The sequence below is a fragment of the Salegentibacter agarivorans genome (genome assembly GCF_900113135.1).
GTDB classification, from domain to species: domain Bacteria; phylum Bacteroidota; class Bacteroidia; order Flavobacteriales; family Flavobacteriaceae; genus Salegentibacter; species Salegentibacter agarivorans.
In genome coordinates this window covers 65,317-81,982 of the sequence record NZ_FOOH01000015.1, presented here as the reverse complement: position 1 = coordinate 81,982, position 16,666 = coordinate 65,317, and the positions used below count along the sequence as shown (strand labels likewise).

The 16,666-nt window shown below is 36.9% G+C and carries 18 protein-coding genes; 15 read left to right on the top strand and 3 right to left on the bottom strand.

What is annotated here, in order from left to right; all coding sequences use genetic code 11:
- Positions 1-58 precede the first annotated feature (58 nt).
- The 15 genes from cyoE (at position 59) to tsaB (ending at position 13,160) form a co-directional block, all read left to right on the top strand.
- Entirely contained in the window at positions 59-961 is a 903-nt protein-coding gene (gene cyoE / locus BM084_RS12195; protein ID WP_075325658.1) for a heme o synthase, read from the top strand.
- Positions 952-1,533 (top strand): cytochrome c oxidase subunit 3, encoded by a 582-nt coding sequence (locus tag BM084_RS12190; protein ID WP_093305038.1) that lies wholly within the window; start codon positions 952-954, stop codon positions 1,531-1,533. The genes cyoE and BM084_RS12190 overlap by 10 nt, the downstream gene beginning before the upstream one ends.
- Positions 1,534-1,580: 47 nt before the next feature.
- Complete coding sequence (locus BM084_RS12185) at positions 1,581-2,561, top strand: cytochrome c oxidase subunit 3 (protein ID WP_075325660.1); 981 nt, start codon at positions 1,581-1,583, stop codon at positions 2,559-2,561.
- Positions 2,562-2,579: 18 nt separating this feature from the next.
- A complete protein-coding gene (locus BM084_RS12180; protein WP_075325661.1) occupies positions 2,580-2,942 on the top strand; it encodes a cytochrome C oxidase subunit IV family protein in 363 nt (120 codons plus the stop codon).
- 85 nt (positions 2,943-3,027) lie between these two features.
- Positions 3,028-3,672 carry a hypothetical protein gene (locus tag BM084_RS12175; RefSeq protein WP_075325662.1) on the top strand — a complete coding sequence of 215 codons (645 nt, stop codon included), beginning with the start codon at positions 3,028-3,030 and terminating at the stop codon, positions 3,670-3,672.
- 1 nt (position 3,673) lies between these two features.
- Complete coding sequence (locus BM084_RS12170; RefSeq protein WP_093305036.1) at positions 3,674-4,411, top strand: SCO family protein; 738 nt, start codon at positions 3,674-3,676, stop codon at positions 4,409-4,411.
- Complete coding sequence (locus BM084_RS12165; protein ID WP_093305034.1) at positions 4,408-4,947, top strand: DUF420 domain-containing protein; 540 nt, start codon at positions 4,408-4,410, stop codon at positions 4,945-4,947. The genes BM084_RS12170 and BM084_RS12165 overlap by 4 nt, the downstream gene beginning before the upstream one ends.
- A gap of 88 nt (positions 4,948-5,035) precedes the next feature.
- Positions 5,036-5,269: a hypothetical protein gene (locus BM084_RS12160; RefSeq protein ID WP_093305030.1), complete on the top strand. Its 234-nt coding sequence runs from the start codon at positions 5,036-5,038 to the stop codon at positions 5,267-5,269.
- Positions 5,270-5,377: 108 nt separating this feature from the next.
- A complete protein-coding gene (locus tag BM084_RS12155) occupies positions 5,378-6,079 on the top strand; it encodes an ABC transporter ATP-binding protein (protein ID WP_075325666.1) in 702 nt (233 codons plus the stop codon).
- Positions 6,072-7,319 carry an ABC transporter permease gene (locus BM084_RS12150; protein WP_093305027.1) on the top strand — a complete coding sequence of 416 codons (1,248 nt, stop codon included), beginning with the start codon at positions 6,072-6,074 and terminating at the stop codon, positions 7,317-7,319. Before BM084_RS12155 ends, BM084_RS12150 begins: the two co-directional genes overlap by 8 nt.
- Before the next feature lies 1 nt (position 7,320).
- Positions 7,321-8,586: an ABC transporter permease gene (locus tag BM084_RS12145; RefSeq protein ID WP_075325668.1), complete on the top strand. Its 1,266-nt coding sequence runs from the start codon at positions 7,321-7,323 to the stop codon at positions 8,584-8,586.
- Positions 8,587-8,622: 36 nt separating this feature from the next.
- Positions 8,623-9,741 (top strand): efflux RND transporter periplasmic adaptor subunit, encoded by a 1,119-nt coding sequence (locus BM084_RS12140; protein ID WP_075325669.1) that lies wholly within the window; start codon positions 8,623-8,625, stop codon positions 9,739-9,741.
- A 62-nt stretch (positions 9,742-9,803) separates the two neighbouring features.
- Positions 9,804-11,243, top strand: a complete 1,440-nt coding sequence (locus BM084_RS12135; RefSeq protein WP_093305025.1) for a TolC family protein — start codon at positions 9,804-9,806, stop codon at positions 11,241-11,243.
- Positions 11,244-11,246: 3 nt separating this feature from the next.
- Positions 11,247-12,479, top strand: coding sequence for an efflux RND transporter periplasmic adaptor subunit (locus BM084_RS12130; RefSeq protein WP_093305023.1), 1,233 nt, complete (start codon positions 11,247-11,249; stop codon positions 12,477-12,479).
- A 21-nt stretch (positions 12,480-12,500) separates the two neighbouring features.
- Positions 12,501-13,160 (top strand): tRNA (adenosine(37)-N6)-threonylcarbamoyltransferase complex dimerization subunit type 1 TsaB, encoded by a 660-nt coding sequence (gene tsaB, locus BM084_RS12125; protein WP_093305021.1) that lies wholly within the window; start codon positions 12,501-12,503, stop codon positions 13,158-13,160.
- Here tsaB and BM084_RS12120 read toward each other — a convergent pair whose 3' ends face one another.
- The 3 genes from BM084_RS12120 to BM084_RS12110 all read right to left on the bottom strand — a co-directional run bounded on the left by BM084_RS12120 (position 13,161) and on the right by BM084_RS12110 (position 16,443).
- Positions 13,161-14,057, bottom strand: coding sequence for a mechanosensitive ion channel family protein (locus tag BM084_RS12120; protein ID WP_075325673.1), 897 nt, complete (start codon positions 14,055-14,057; stop codon positions 13,161-13,163). It lies immediately after the preceding gene.
- Positions 14,058-14,132: 75 nt separating this feature from the next.
- Positions 14,133-16,175 (bottom strand): thioredoxin domain-containing protein, encoded by a 2,043-nt coding sequence (locus BM084_RS12115; protein ID WP_075325674.1) that lies wholly within the window; start codon positions 16,173-16,175, stop codon positions 14,133-14,135.
- Positions 16,176-16,242: 67 nt separating this feature from the next.
- Positions 16,243-16,443, bottom strand: coding sequence for a dodecin family protein (locus BM084_RS12110; RefSeq protein ID WP_075325675.1), 201 nt, complete (start codon positions 16,441-16,443; stop codon positions 16,243-16,245).
- Between the last annotated feature and the right edge of the window lie 223 nt (positions 16,444-16,666).

Below are 16,666 nucleotides of genomic sequence, written 5' to 3'. Positions count from 1 at the left end.
GCACCCTTGCCAAAACCCAATTAAGGAGTATCTTTGCGCCAATTGAAAAAACCTATTTTTGAGCAGCACCGGTGTACATACTTCCTCGGCTTCTATCCTAACAGACTTTAAAGAAATTACCAAGGTGCGGCTTGCCGTAAGCGTGGTTTTTTCTTCGGTTGCAGGTTATTTTTTGGGTGCAGATAGCATAGACTTTGTTACTGTTTTTTTACTTGCCATTGGTGGTTACTTTATGGTGGGCGCTTCAAATGCTTATAACCAAATTATAGAGCGGGATCTTGATGCACTTATGGATCGCACCAAAAACCGACCTATTCCCGATGGTAGAATGTCGGTAAGTACAGCGTTTTTAATCGCAAGTATTTTTACCATCGCCGGGCTTATCGTTTTATACATTATAAACCCCAAGACGGCTATGTTTGGGGCAATTAGTATATTTTTATATGTAAGTGTTTATACTCCACTTAAGACTAAAACCCCGTTATCAGTTTTTGTAGGTGCAATTCCGGGAGCAATTCCTTTTATGTTAGGTTGGGTAGCGGCCACAGGAGATTTTAGTATAGAGCCCGGAACTTTATTTATGATACAATTTTTCTGGCAGTTTCCTCATTTTTGGGCAATAGGTTGGTGGTTGTTTGACGATTATAAAAAAGGAGGTTTTTTTATGCTACCTACCGGAAAGCGTGATAAGGGAACGGCCATACAGGTAATTCTTTATACGGTATGGACCATTTTAGTTTCTTTAATTCCTGTTTTTGGAGTTACAGGTAAACTTTTTCTATCGCCGGTAGCTGGCGGGCTCATTCTTCTACTTGGCCTGGGAATGCTGTATTATGCTTTAAAATTGTATAAGGAAAAGACGGCGCAGGCCGCTAAGAAATTGATGTTTGCAAGCGTATCTTATATTACGCTACTTCAAATAGTATATGTTTTTGATAAATTTATAAGAGAATGGATTTAACTCAAGGTGCCGAAAAGCACAAATACGATAGGGCAAAGAAGATGATGCTCTGGTTTGGGATAATTAGTATGATTATGACCTTTGGTGGGCTCACCAGTGCTTATGTAGTAAGTAAAACAAGGCCAGACTGGTTAACAGAATTTGATCTTCCAAATGCATTCATGTGGAGTACTCTTGTTATAGTTTTAAGCAGCCTCACGTTTATGTTAGCAAAACAAAGTATTTTAACCGGAAACCGAAGAAACGCCTCCGCCTTACTTATTGGTACACTGGTTCTTGCGGTCTTATTTGTGGCGCTTCAATTTAATGGATTTACTGAAATTATAGCCGAAGGTTACTACTTTACCGGTAGTGAAAGTAGTATTACAACTTCCTTTATTTACGTACTGGTTCTAGTGCATATGGCTCACCTGTTGGCGGGCATTATCACGCTTTTGGTAGTAATTTATAACCATTTTAAACAACGTTATAAAAAAGGTCAAATGCTTGGAATTGAGCTAGGTGCGACTTTTTGGCATTTTGTTGATCTTATGTGGATTTACCTGTTTGTGTTTTTATATTTCTTTAGATAATAAAATTGCGTATTTTTGCGCAATACTTAAAATTTAAATACTCTTCTATGGAAGCTACTGTTGTTAGAACAGGCACCGAAGGTAAAACCTGGGGTGGTGGTAATGAGCCTTTAAAGTCCAGTTATGGCAAAATGATGATGTGGTTTTTCATCGTTTCCGATGCACTTACCTTCTCTGGTTTTCTTGCAGCTTATGGGTTTTCCCGCTTTAAATTTATGGATTCGTGGCCAATTGCCGACGAAGTTTTTAATCACTTTCCATTCTTACACGGTGTAGATGCGCCAATGTATTATGTGGCATTAATGACTTTTATCCTTATTTTTTCTTCGGTAACCATGGTATTGGCAGTAGATGCCGGCCACCAGTTAAATAAAGCCAAAGTTACTTTTTATATGTTTCTTACTATTATTGGGGGAATTATTTTCCTTGGTTCTCAAGCCTGGGAATGGAAAAATTTTATCAATGGAACTTATGGCGCGGTTTACACTAATGGAGGTAACGTTCTTCAGTTTATTGATGGCGACGGTCATAGGGTAGCACTGGCAGATATTGCTATCCCAGCAGCTTCAGATAGGGTGGAGCACGAATCTAAAAATGGAGTATGGTTTGAATCTGAAAAAGCTATGCCATCTTATTCTATAGAAGAAATAAAAGCTGGTTTTGCTGCAAATCCAGACCTTTTAATAAGAACACAAATAATGACCGAAGAGGGTGAAAAAACCATCCTTTCTCGTGAAGAATCTATTGCTAAATTAGATAATGAAGCCGCAGGAGTGGTAGAAGGTGCTAACCTTACCCGTAATGAATACGGCCCGCCATTATTTGGAGATTTTTTCTTCTTTATTACCGGTTTCCACGGTTTTCACGTTTTTACTGGGGTACTTATTAATATCGTAATTTTCTTTAATGTACTTCTTGGTACTTACGAGCGAAGAAAAAATTACGAAATGGTAGAGAAAGTTGGTCTTTACTGGCACTTTGTAGATTTAGTTTGGGTATTTGTTTTCACATTCTTTTACCTGGTATAATTTTAGAAAATATTAAAAATGGCACACGGTACAGCACATCATCACGAATCTAATACAAAGAAGATCTGGACGGTATTTGTAATCCTATCTATCGTTACACTTATAGAAGTTGTTTTAGGGATTTTTAAACCAGAATTTCTTACAAGAACTTCTTTTTTAAGTATGTCTCTTCTTAACTGGATATTTATAATTCTTACAATTTATAAAGCTTATTATATTGCCTGGTCTTTTATGCACCTTGAAGGCGAAACTAAAGGATTGCGAAGAGCAATTGTTTGGACCTCAGTTTTTCTTATAAGTTACCTTATTTTTATTCTTCTAACAGAAGGTGACTATATTTATGAGGTGTTTAAATCTAATCACGTAGCCTGGGATTTTTAATCTGGCTTAAAAGTTAAAAGTTTAGAGAAAGGCGGTTTTGTGATACCGTCTTTTTATTTTTGCACTCACTTCTATAGACCCGATTATGAAAAAGTTTTTAGTGCTTTTAGTGCTTTTTGCATTGCCTATTATTGCTTATATGTTTTTTGCTTCAGGTCAAAATAATTTCGCAAAATTACCTGTGTTAACTCCGGAAGTTAAAGATGTTTCTAAATTTGAAAGTCTTGATGGGGAGCCTATTAGTTTAGAAGATAAAATTAGCATTGTAGCTTTTTTTGGGAAAGATCTCGATAACCTAAAGGGGAACACATTTAATCTTGACCAGAAAATACTTGAAAAATATTACGAATTCAAAGATTTTCAGTTCGTAGTGGTATTACCACAAGAAGCCAGGGAAGAAGCTGAAAAATTTAAAGAAGAATTTAGCGGTATTTCTGAAACTGAAAAATGGGAATTCATTTTTGGAACTTCAGCACAGGTAGAAGAGGTGTTTGAAAGTTTCAACACTCCACACCAGCTTAATAATACTTATACGCCTTACGTTTTTATTGTAGATAAAGACCTTAATTTAAGAGGGCGTGATGAAGATGAAGATTTTGGAAAGGTTTATGGGTATGACTCCCGTTCGGTGGCAGAATTGAGTGATAAAATGAACGACGATGTAAAAGTTATTCTTGCTGAATACAGGCTGGCTTTAAAAAAGAACAACGCCGAAAGAAAAAACAATTAGCATGAAAAAAAAGTATTCTTATATAGGGCTTTCGCTTATCATTTTAATTTTCGGAATAATTGTTATTCCAAAAATAGTTGAAACGATTAGTAGCGATGAAGTAGTAAAATCTGACCGATTAAATATTAAAGGAGCCGACAAAAAATTGAATACCGATAAGGCACTTTCTTATATCGAAATAAACGGAAGAAAGAAAAAAGCCCCAGAATTTCAATTAATAAACCAGGATGGTGACACGGTTAGTAGTAAAGATTACCGTGGGAAGGTATATGTAGCCGAATTCTTTTTTACAACCTGCCCTACAATTTGCCCAATTATGAATCAAAACCTGGTAGAAGTTCAGGAAGAATTTAAAAATGAAGAAGATTTTGGAATTGCTTCATTTTCAATAGATCCAAAACATGATACACCAGAAGTTTTAAATGCTTATGCTGAAAATTATGGAATAGATCATCCCAACTGGAATCTATTAACCGGAGAAAAAGATTCCATTTACGGGCTGGCAAATGGCGGATATAATATTTATGCCGGTGAAAATAGTGAAGTTCCCGGTGGTTTTGCTCACCAGGGCCTTTTTGCGCTTGTTGATAAAGAAGGTTATATTAGATCACGTTTAGATAATTTTGGAAACCCAATGATTTATTATCGAGGATCTGTAGAAAGAAATAAATCGGTTGTAGAAGGTGAAGAAGAACCGCAAATTGATATTTTAATTGAAGATATTAAAAAACTACTGTGAGAAAAGCACTAACAAAAAGCGATAAAATTGCGGTGCCGGTAATAATTGCATTATCTATACTTATGCCGGTTTTGGTACTTATTCTTATGTACCTCCCAGAGCGTTATAATATTTTTGGCGCACAAACAGGAACTTTCCCGTTTTTTCACGCGGTTTTAAATGGTTCTACGGCTGTTTTACTAATGCTTGGCTACTTCTTTATGAGTATTAAGGAATATAAACTGCATAGAAATGTGATGATCACCGCATTTGTACTTTCAGCCATATTTCTGGTGAGTTATGTGATCTCTAAAATTAGTAACGATCCCGTGCCTTATGGCGGAGAAGGAATTTTACGTCCTGTTTATTTCTTTATTTTAATTACGCATATAGTACTTTCAGCAATTATTGTTCCCCTGGTACTTTTTACCATGTATCGCGGCTTAACCGGCGAATATGATAAACACGCAAAAATTGCCCGCTGGACCTTTCCAATCTGGTCTTATGTTGCAATTACAGGGGTTTTGGTTTATATTTTTATGTTTCCGTATTATTAATTTTTCTTCTGAAGTAGTTTAAGTCTTAACAACTGCAAAGAGAGCTTAATAGTAAAATTTATTAAATTTGCATTTAGAAATTACTGCTATGAAAATCAGGTTTTTATTTATCTTTTTCTTTTTGCTGCTACTTCCTGAATTAGCTGAAGCACAATGTTCTATGTGCCGCGCAGTTTTAGAAAGCGATACCGATACCAGTGCTGCTGAAGGTATTAATAACGGGATTCTTTACCTAATGGCTTTTCCTTATTTGTTGGTGGGTGGCCTGGGATATTTTATATATCGTTCCCGAAAAAAAGCTAAGAAGTCTGAAAAGGCATAAGCAGCTTTTAAAATATTTTCTTCAATTATATGTAACATTTCCCTTTTCGTAGAGTCTTATGGGTGACACTTTTAGTTAAAAGTTAACAACCTGTAATTTTTCACTACGATGATAGAAATTAAAGATCTTCATAAATCCTATAAAATGGGTAGTAATTCACTACACGTTTTAAAAGGAATTAATTTTAGCGTTGCTGAAGGGGAACTCGTTTCTATCATGGGATCTTCAGGGTCTGGGAAATCTACTTTACTTAATATTTTAGGAATGCTAGATGAAGCCGATGGAGGCTCTTACACTTTAGATGGCGTTCCTATAAAAAATCTAAACGAAAAAATAGCGGCCCGGTACCGTAACAAATTTTTGGGTTTCATATTTCAATCCTTCAACCTTATTTCTTATAAAAACGCTCTGGATAATGTTGCGCTTCCGCTGTATTACCAGGGAATTAAACGTGGTGAACGTATAGATAAGGCAATGAGTTACCTTGAAAAGGTAGGTCTTGCAGATTGGGCAGGGCACTTACCCAATGAACTTTCTGGAGGGCAAAAGCAGCGTGTAGCAATTGCACGAGCACTTGCCAGCGATCCAAAAGTACTTTTAGCCGATGAACCTACGGGCGCCTTAGATTCAAAAACCTCTTACGAGGTGATGAATTTAATTCAGGAAATTAACGATGAAGGCCGCACCATACTTGTTGTAACACACGAACCCGATATTGCAGCAATGACCAAAAGAATCGTCAATTTAAAAGACGGTAGAATTATACAGGACACCCCCGTTAACCAGGTTAGAGCGCTACAAAATGTTTGATCTTGAACGTTGGGAAGAAATTTTTGAAACAATTCGTAAAAATAAATTACGAACGTTTCTAACCGGGCTTTCAGTGGCTTCGGGTATCTTTATTTTGGTAGTTCTTCTTGGAATTGGCGAAGGGATGCGTAATGGTATTGCGCAAGAGTTTGAAAGAGATGCCGCCAATATAATGTATGTCTATACCGGGGTGACATCTAAAGAATATAAAGGCCTGAATCCCGGGAGAAGAATTCAGATGAAAAATGAAGACTTCAATTACACTGCTGTTAAATATCAGGACGATTTAGAATATAGATCTTCTATCTACAGAATTTGGAATGGAATAGTGAATTTTGGAAAAGAATCTGGTTCCTATCGTGTAGAAGGTGTTTATCCAGATTATCAGTTTCTGGAAAACAGTGGGATGGTGGAAGGAAGATTTGTAAATTTTAAAGACCATCAAAATTTCGAAAAAGTTGTAGTTGTTGGTGATAAAGTACGCAACGATCTTTTTAAAGACAAAAAAGATCCCATTGGTGAGTATGTTCAAATTTCAGGAGTAAATTTTAAAGTAATAGGTGTTTTTACCGATCCGGGTGGGGAAAGAGAAGAAAGTAGGGTTTTTATGCCACTTTCTACCGCACAACGTGTTTTTGGAGGCGGTAATAATATTGCAAATATGGCTTTTACCTTAGAGCCTGCAGAAAACTTTGAAGCAGCCCTGGCCGCTTCTACTCGTTTTTCTGAAGCTATAGAAAATCAGTTAAAAGAAACCCACACCATAGCGCCAGACGATGAAAGTGCCATTAGCATTAATAACTCTCTGGAAAATGCCAAGCGTTTCTTCGATCTTATGGATATGATAAAATTCTTTTTCTGGGGAGTTGGTATTTGTACTATTATAGCCGGAATTGTTGGTGTAAGTAATATTATGCTCATAATTGTAAAAGAAAGAACCAGGGAAATTGGAATTAGAAAAGCACTCGGCGCCGAGCCACTTTCTATAGTTGGAATGGTACTTCACGAATCTATTTTTGTAACCGCAATTGCTGGGTTTATAGGTTTAATTGCCAGTTTGTTACTATTGGAGTTTGTGGGTCCGCTTATAGAAACCCAGTATATTTCCAATCCTTCGGTTAATTTCAATGTAGCCCTTACTACCGTTTTTATCCTGGTTTTGGCCGGTGCAATCGCCGGATTTTTCCCTGCTTGGAGAGCCGCGAGAATTAGACCTATTGTAGCATTAAGAGACGAATAATATGTTTAGCAGGGATAAATGGAACGAGATAATTGAAGCCTTAAGTGCTAACTGGTTTAGAACTTTACTTACGGCTTTTGGGGTAATGTGGGGAATTTTCATCCTGGTTATTTTACTGGCTGCCGGTAAAGGGTTTGAAAATGGCGTAAAACAAGGTTTTGGAGGTATAGCTACCAATACTATGTTTATGTGGACACAAACGGCTTCTAAACCTTATAAAGGCCTTCCCAAAGGCAGGCGCTATAATTTTAAAACTTCTGATGTTGAAGCCTTGCGGGAAAATGTACCTGGACTTAGGTTTATATCTCCCAGGAACCAGTTAGGGGGATTTGGTGGAAATAACAATGTGGTTCGCGGTTTACAAACCGGTGCCTTTAACGTGTATGGAGATTATCCCGAAATCATTCAGCAGGAGCCTATGGATGTTACTTCTGGAAGGTTTATTAATTATCTGGATATTCAGGAAAAGCGTAAAGTTGCCATAATTGGTGAAGGGGTAAGGCGCGAATTGTACGAAAAGGAGGAAGAAGTCCTGGGAACTTATCTCAAAATTAATGGTGTAAATTTTATGGTAATTGGCACATACAAAAAGAAAGGTGGCGGAGGTGGAAATTCAGAAGAAGCACAGAAAGAAATTTATGTGCCCTTTACGGCTTTTTCCCAGGCTTTTAATATGGGAGATACCGTAGGTTGGATGGCGATCACTGCCGAAGATGAAAATTCTATTACCAGCTTAAAATCCAGCGTTTTAGATCTCATAAAGAGCAGGCATTCTATTCATCCTGAAGATGATAGAGCCGTAGGTAATTTTGATTTATACGAAGAATTCAACAAAATAAACGGTTTGTTTATAGCCTTAAAAGCAGTGGCTTATTTTGTAGGGATTTTAGTACTGCTATCAGGGATAATTGGAATTAGCAATATTATGCTCATTGTAGTAAAAGAAAGAACCAACGAGATTGGGGTTAGGCGTGCACTTGGCGCCACACCCTGGTCTATTAGGGGGCAAATTTTAATGGAATCTATTTTTCTTACCATAATTTCAGGAATGGCAGGGATTATTTTTGCCACCGGAATTATTGCCGCAATAAATTATGCCTTAAGCGGTATGGATACTTCAGAAATGATGTTTGCCAATCCAAGTGTAGATCTGGGAGTGGTACTTACTGCTTTAATGATTTTAATTTGCTCTGGCTTGCTGGCCGGGCTTATTCCGGCGCAAAACGCAATTAAGATCAAGCCTGTAGATGCTCTTAGAACCGAATAACTAGAAAAAAATAAAGAATACAAATTCAATCAAAAAATGAAAAAAACAGTTACCATCTCAATTTTAGTATTGATCGCCGTGGTTTTTGTAGGGGCGTTATACTATTTGTTTCAAAAAAATCAGGAAGATCCTACGGTTTATGAAACCGAGCAGGCTTCAATGGAAACCATCGTGAAGAAAACGGTGGCAACGGGAAATATTGTTCCGAAAGAAGAAGTGCTAATAAAGCCGAATATTTCAGGAATTATAGATGAAATATATATTGAGGCCGGGGAGAAAGTGAAGGCGGGTGACCTTATTGCCAAAATTAGGGTGATTCCCAATGTAAATTCATTACAAAGTGCGAAAGATGCCGTAGCTACAGCGAGGATCAATTTAGAAAATGAAAAGAAAACCTTTGAAAGACAGAAATCTTTGTTTGAAAAAGGGGTGATTTCTCAAAACGATTTTGATAATGCTGAAGCTAATTTTAAAAGGATGCAGCAAAACTTCCGCTCTGCCGAGCAGAATTTTGAAATTGTTCAAACCGGTACCACAAGCGGTATTGGTAGTGCAGCCAACACGCTTATAAGATCTACTGTAGATGGAATGGTGCTGGATGTTCCGGTTAAAGTAGGAAACCAGGTTATTGAAAGTAACAACTTTAACGATGGTACTACCTTAGCCACGCTTGCCGATGTTAACGAAATGATTTTTGAAGGAAAAGTTGATGAAAGTGAAGTGGGGAAAATTAAAGAAGATTTACCGCTTGAAGTAACTGTGGGTGCTATAGAAAATAAAACTTTTAATGCCATTTTAGATTATATAGCACCAAAAGGTGTAGACGAAAACGGAGCCATTCAGTTTGAAATAAAAGGAACTTTAGATAAAGCCGATACTACCTTTATTCGTGCCGGTTTAAGTGCAAATGCCTCTATTATTTTAGACCGGGCAGACGAGGTTTTAGCAATTAAAGAAGCACTTGTTCAATTTGACCCAGACAGCCAGAAGCCTTTTGTAGAAGTACAAACCGGAGACCAGGAATTTGAAAGACGGGATTTGGAATTAGGAATAAGTGATGGTATTCAGGTTCAGGTAATAAATGGCATTTCTAAAGACGATAAAATTAAGGTTTGGAATATTGTAAAACCTAGTCCGGAGTTTGCCGGTAATTAGATTTTTAATTCAAAATGTAACAAGTTTAGAATTTCATAGACTCATCAACTACAATTCCTATTATGAAAAAATACAGCTTACTAATCATATTTTTATTTTCTGCTTTAGTGGTAAAAGCACAGGAAGGCAAAAAGTGGACCCTCCAGGAGTGTGTTAATTATGCCCTGGAAAATAATATTTCAGTAAAACAAAGCGAACTCGATGTGGAGTTGGCAGAGCTTGGTAGAAGAGACGCAATTGGTAATTTTCTGCCTAATATAAATGCATCTGCAACAAATTCCTGGAATACGGGTCTTACCCAAAACGTAACTACTGGAGTTTTACAAACGCAAACCACCAGAAACTTTTCTGCAGGAGTAACTGCAAGTCTAAACCTTTTTGATGGGCTAAGAAACTTTAAACAATTGCAACGTTCAAAGATATCTGAACTTGCCAGCCAGTATGCGCTAGACAGGATGAAAGATGATATTACGTTGTTTGTAGCAGATTCTTATTTACAGGTGCTTTTTAACAAGCAAAACCTGGAAATTCTTAGAATGCAAAATGAAGTTACCCAGGAACAAATGGAAAGAACCAGGGAACTCGTAGAAGCCGGTTCTTTACCGCAGGGAGATCTTTTGGAAATTGAAGCTACCAATGCCGATGAAAGACAGCGAATAATTGTGGCCCAAAACAATATTAGAATTTCTCTTATAAGTTTAGCTCAAACCCTGCTTATTAAAGATTATGAGAATTTTGATATCGTAGAAAGAGATTATAATATTTTTGGAACCGAAATTCTAGATAATCCAGTAGAGGATATAGTAGAACAGGCTAAAGAAGAACGTTCTGAAATTAAAATTGCTGAAGCAAACCGTGAACTTGCTCAAAAAGACGTAGAGATTGCCAAAGGAGCTTACTACCCAAGTGTAGGAGCTTTCTTTAACTATAATACCAGGGAATCGGGACAGGGAAGAATAGTGGGTGCAGAAATAGATCCTAACGATCCTACCCGCGAGATTGGTGTGGTAGAAGAAACCGGTGACATTGTTGTGGCACCAAATACGCTTACTACAATTGGTAGCCCGCTGCCATTTTTTGAACAATTACAACGCAACGATGGTATGACTTACGGGGTTCAGGTTAGTGTACCAATTTTTAGCGGATTTGCCACCAGGAACCAGGTAAGAAGAAGCCAGGTAAATGCCAGGCGTGCGGAATATGAATTGGAGCAGGCAGAATTAGATCTTGAAGCGAATGTTTATCAGGCTTATGTAGATGCCGAAGGAGCTTTTGAAGCTTACGAAGCGGCCCTGGTTGCAGCAAACGCGCAAGAGCAGGCTTTTGAATATTCTACACAACGTTTTGATGTGGGAATTTCTAATGCTTTTGAATTTAGCCAGGCAAAATTGAGATATGAAAATGCACAAAGTGAAGTGCTAAGAACTAAATACGATTACATTTTTAAACTAAAAGTACTTGAATTATATTTTGGAGTACCGGTGACCGATCTTAAATTTTAAACCATGAAGAAAAAGACTCTTTTTATAATTATCGGAATTGCTCTCGCGCTTATTGTCTTGCTTATAGTAGGAAAAAAAGCCGGTTGGTTTGGTAAAACTGGCAATTTTAAAGAAGTAGAAATAACCAAAATAGAACCTATAGATATTATAGAAACAGTTTCGGCTACGGGAAAAATTCAACCGGAAATTGAAGTAAAACTTTCTTCAGAAGTTTCAGGAGAAATAATAGAACTTCCCGTGGTTGAAGGTCAGGCGGTAGAAAAAGGTGATCTATTGGTGAGGGTAAATCCAGATATTTACCAATCTAACGTAAATCGAGCCCAGGCAGGATTAGAAACTTCAAGAGCAAATTATTCGCAAGCCCAGGCAAGTTTAAAACAAGCTGAAGCTAACTATAACCGAAACAAAAGCTTGTTTGAAAAGGGTGTAATTTCTAAAGCAGAATGGGACAGGATCGTTTCAGAATATGAAGTAGCACAGGCCAATAAAGAATCTGCTTATTACAATATGCAAAGTACAGCGGCTACGGTAAAAGAAGCTACAGATAACCTTGGACGTACCAATATTTACGCGCCTATGAGCGGAACCATTTCAAAACTTGATGCCGAACTTGGTGAAAGAGTTGTTGGAACCCAGCAAATGGCCGGTACCGAAATTCTTAGGGTGGCCAATCTAACCAATATGGAAGTGGAAGTAGATGTAAACGAGAATGATATTGTAAAAGTACAGGTAGGAGATTCTACAATTGTTGAAGTTGATGCCTATTTAGGAAAAGAATTCAGCGGAATTGTTACTGAAATTTCTAACTCGGCTGATGCTGCTCTTACTACAGACCAGGTAACTAATTTTAAAGTTAAAGTTCGTATAATAGAAGAATCTTACAAAGAGCTTTTAGCGGGAAAAGATGAGAATTATTCTCCATTTAGACCGGGGATGACAGCTACTGTAGATATAATTACCAATAGAAAAGACAATATAATTGGAGTGCCTATTAGTGCTATCGTGATTAAAAATGATACCACGGCAGGTAAAAATGAAGATCAAAAATATGAGGCGGTTTTTCTAAAAGAAGGAGAAAAAGCCGAACTTAGAAAAGTTACCACTGGAATCCAGGACGATAGTAATATCGAAATTACCGAAGGCCTGGAGGAAGGGGAGACGGTAATAACCGGCCCTTATAATACCGTGACAAAAAGCCTGAAAGAAGGTGATGATGTTGAGGTGACTAATAAATAGGAATAAGAAAAATTTGAAGATTTGGCATTAATACTTTGCTTAGAAACCGCTACTACAAACTGCTCTGTGGCACTTTCAAAAGATGGCGTTCAACTTGCGCTTAAAGAAGATAAGAGTAACAATTATTCGCACGCCGAGAAGTTACACGTTTTTATAGATGAAATTCTAAAAGAAAATAATTTAACGGTCACAGATCTTGATGCCATAGCAGTAAGTAAAGGGCCGGGTTCTTACACCGGACTTAGAATTGGCGTTTCTACCGCCAAAGGCTTATGTTTTTCATTAGATATTCCATTAATTTCTATCGCTACGCTCGCTTCTTTAGCAGCGCAGGTAAAACTGGAGAAAGGATATATAATTCCGATGTTAGATGCGCGTAGAATGGAAGTTTATTCAGCAGTCTTTGATCAAAATTTGAAGAATATTAGAGAAACCAAAGCTGAAGTTTTAGCTGAAAATTCTTTTATTGATTTTCTCGAAAAAGATAAAACGGTATTTATAGGAAACGGTGTAGAAAAGTTTGAAGCGATTTGTAAACATGCTAACGCTGAATTTATATCAGATAAATTACCCTCTGCACGGGAAATGTGCAGTTTGGCGGAAGCTAAATACAAAATAAGCGACACCGAAGATGTCGCTTATTTTGAACCTTATTATTTAAAAGACTTTATTGCCGGGTAACTAATCGGCGATATTCGAATTGTTGTTATCCTGTTTTTGTGCTGATTTCTTTTCTATCGTACCATTCATTTTAGTTTGGTCGTAGAGGTAAACATCACGCTGAGGATAAGGAATTGTCATTCCGGCTTCTTCCAGTCTAATTTTTCCTTCTTCAATCATATACCAGTGAAGATCCCAGAATTTACTGTTTTCGGCAAAATATCTAACTGAAAAGTTTACAGAATCGGCACCGAGTTCAGCTACAATAATTTGTGGTGGCGGGTCTTTAAGCACATCTTCCTGCTCTTCAACAAGATCTCTAAGTACCTGCTTAGCCTTTTTCAAATCATCATCGTAAGAAATTCCAAAACTTAAGGTTTCCCTTCTTGTACCATTATGACTGTAATTAATAATATTATCGTTGCTTAATTCGCCGTTTGGAATTACTGCACGTTGATTTCCAAAAGTGTCTAATTTGGTATAGAATAAGGAAATTTCTACAACAGTACCTGAAACCCCTTGAACTTCTATCCAGTCACCGACTTTAAAGGGTTTTAATATTATAAGAAGTACACCGCCGGCGAGATTAGATAGCGAGCCCTGCATAGCAAGACCAATGGCTAAACCGGCCGCACCAATTGCGGCAACCAAAGATGCGCTTTCTACACCTAATTGGGTAATAAAAAGTACAAAAAGAATGATGCGAAGTCCCCACTTTACAGCATTTATAGTGAAGATTTCTAAGGTTTCATCAAAATTTTTCTTTTTAAATAATTTGTCTAAGTATTTAACAATAAGACCAATTACCCAAAGCCCAATAATAAGCAGCGCAAGTGCTCCTAATAACGTTGGCAGATAATCTATTAATTTTTCTGCGTATTCTTTCGCGATGGCGCCCCAATCGTTTAATTTATCCATTATATCAATTATTTTTCAAGCAACAAATTGACTATAAATATTTTATTTATCAGAACCTTTATTGTTTAATTTTTGTTAAAATTGTTTAATTTTTTTAATAGATTCTACTACGGAGTTTAAAGGAAGATCGCATTTACCATCACTGCATATGTAAATTAAATCTTTATTATTTTTAAATCTCGATTTTAAAAGTTCTACTTCTGATTCACGGAGGCTTCCTGCAAACACAGTATGCGGAAAGTATTCTTCCTGAAGTTCTTTTCTTATTCCCAGTGCATTTTTGCTAGTAATTGCGACTTCATAAAAATTTCCAGTGAAATTAAGCATTAAATTCAGCCAGTTGGCGTAGGATTGCGGCTGGGTCTCTATTTGGGGTTGAACGGTTTTAAGCATTTTTTCAGCTAAATTGTAATAATCCCGGTTTCCGGTTATTTTAGAGATTTTAAATAAATTCTTAGCCATAACGGAATTTGAAGCCGGCATTACATTATCGTTTAATTCATAATTTCTGGTGATTAGCGCTTCATCTTTGGAAGAAGTAAAATAGAATAAGCCGGTTTTTTCATCTTGGAAATCTTCAAAACAAACCTCAGTTAATTTTTCGGCAATTTCCAGCCATTTTTCATCAAAAGTAACTTCGTATAAATTTTTAAAAGCCTCGGTACAAAAAACATAATCTTCCAGATAAGCATTTATAGAACTTTTTCCGTTATTGTAATTATGCCATAGCCTGTAGTCTTTTTTAAACTGATATTCCTGAAGAAATTCAGCATTTTTAAGAGCTTTTTCTAAGAATTCCTGGTTACCAAAAGCTTTGTAAGCGTCTACGTAGCCGGTAAGCATTAAAGCGTTCCAGGACGTTAGGCTTTTATCATCTAATCCCGGTTTTGTTCTTTTATCACGTTCTTTTTTTAAAATTTTAGTCCAATTTTCTTTTTTAGATTCCAGTTCAGATAAACTGAGATCAAATTCATCAGCTATGGTTTCATCATTTTTAGACCTGATAAGAACATAATTATTCTCCTCCCATTTTCCGGAAGAATTTATATTATAATAAGCTTCAAAAATTGGAAAATCTTCTTTTAAAAGTTCCTGTAAGTTCTCTTTTTTCCAAACGTAATAAGCGCCTTCGGTTTTATTTCCGTTTTCATTTTCACTATCGGCATCTAAAGCCGAGTAAAAAGCGCCTGTAGTATCGGTAAGTTCTTCCTCTATAAAATTTAGGGTTTTAAAAACTACTTCTTTATACCAATTATCTTTAGTGAATGAATAGGCTTTGCTATATAAACTTACCAGTTGGGCATTATCATAGAGCATTTTTTCAAAATGAGGTACGTGCCATCGCTCATCTACCGAGTAACGCGAAAATCCACCGCCTATGTGGTCAAAAACGCCGCCATAAGAGATTTTATTAAGGCTGTGAAGAGTATGTTCCAAAACGGCTTTATTTTCTAACTGCACGCCGCTACGCAATAAAAATTTCTGGTTTACCGGAAGCATAAATTTTGGTGCCCCGCGGGAACCACCATTTTTTTTATCGAAGCCATTTTGCCATTTTTCAAGAATTTCATTTAGAAAATCTTTGCTGAACGGCGTTTCTTCTTCAGGAATTTCTATGAGTTGCAATTGTTGCAGCCCTTCTTCAAGCCGTGAAGCATATGCTTTCATATCCCCCGGCTTGGTTTGGTAAAGTCCTGAAAGTTGTTTTAAAGCGTCTTTCCATTGCTCTTTTCTAAAATACGTTCCGCCCCAAACTGGCCTGCCGTCGGGGAGGGCAACAATATTCATAGGCCAACCGCCGGCACCGGTCATTACCTGTACCGCATTCATATAAACCTGGTCTATATCTGGACGTTCTTCGCGGTCAACTTTTATATTTATAAAATGCTGGTTCATAATTTCGGCTACACTTTCATCTTCAAAACTTTCGTGCTCCATCACGTGACACCAATGGCAGGCAGAATAGCCTACGCTAATAAGCAATAATTTATCTTCTTCTCGCGCTTTTTTTAAAGTTTGGGAATTCCAGGCCTCCCAGTTTACGGGATTATGTGCGTGTTGTAAAAGGTAGGGACTGGTCTCGTTTATTAGGCTATTGGTGAATTTTGGTGTGGTCATGGTTATTTTTTAAAATGAAAAAGCTCCCTGGAATCCCAGAGAGCCTTGCTAATTTCTTGAGCTAAAATTAATTGACTTCAAAAGAGATTTTTACATTAACCCTAAATTCGGTAATGTTTTCTCCATTCACAAGTGCGCTTTGCTCTTTAACATAAACCGATTTTATATTTTTCACAGTTTTCGCGGCGTGCTTCACTGCTTTCTTTGTGGCATCTTCCCAGCTTTCGGTAGAATTTGCCAGGATCTCAATAACTTTTACAATAGACATAATAGATTGGTTTTAAAATGTTAGTATTCAATTAACTAAAGATAGCCTTAATTTCTTCGAAAACTAAATTGAAACTAAAAAATAGGGGTTATTACCAGTAAATTATGGGCCTACTTCTTCTAAAATTTCTGCGGAATGATTTAAGCTTTACATTATTAATTAAAGTTTTAATAACCTTCATAAAAACGATATAAGGAAAAAATCACTGATTTTTGCAGGTTAA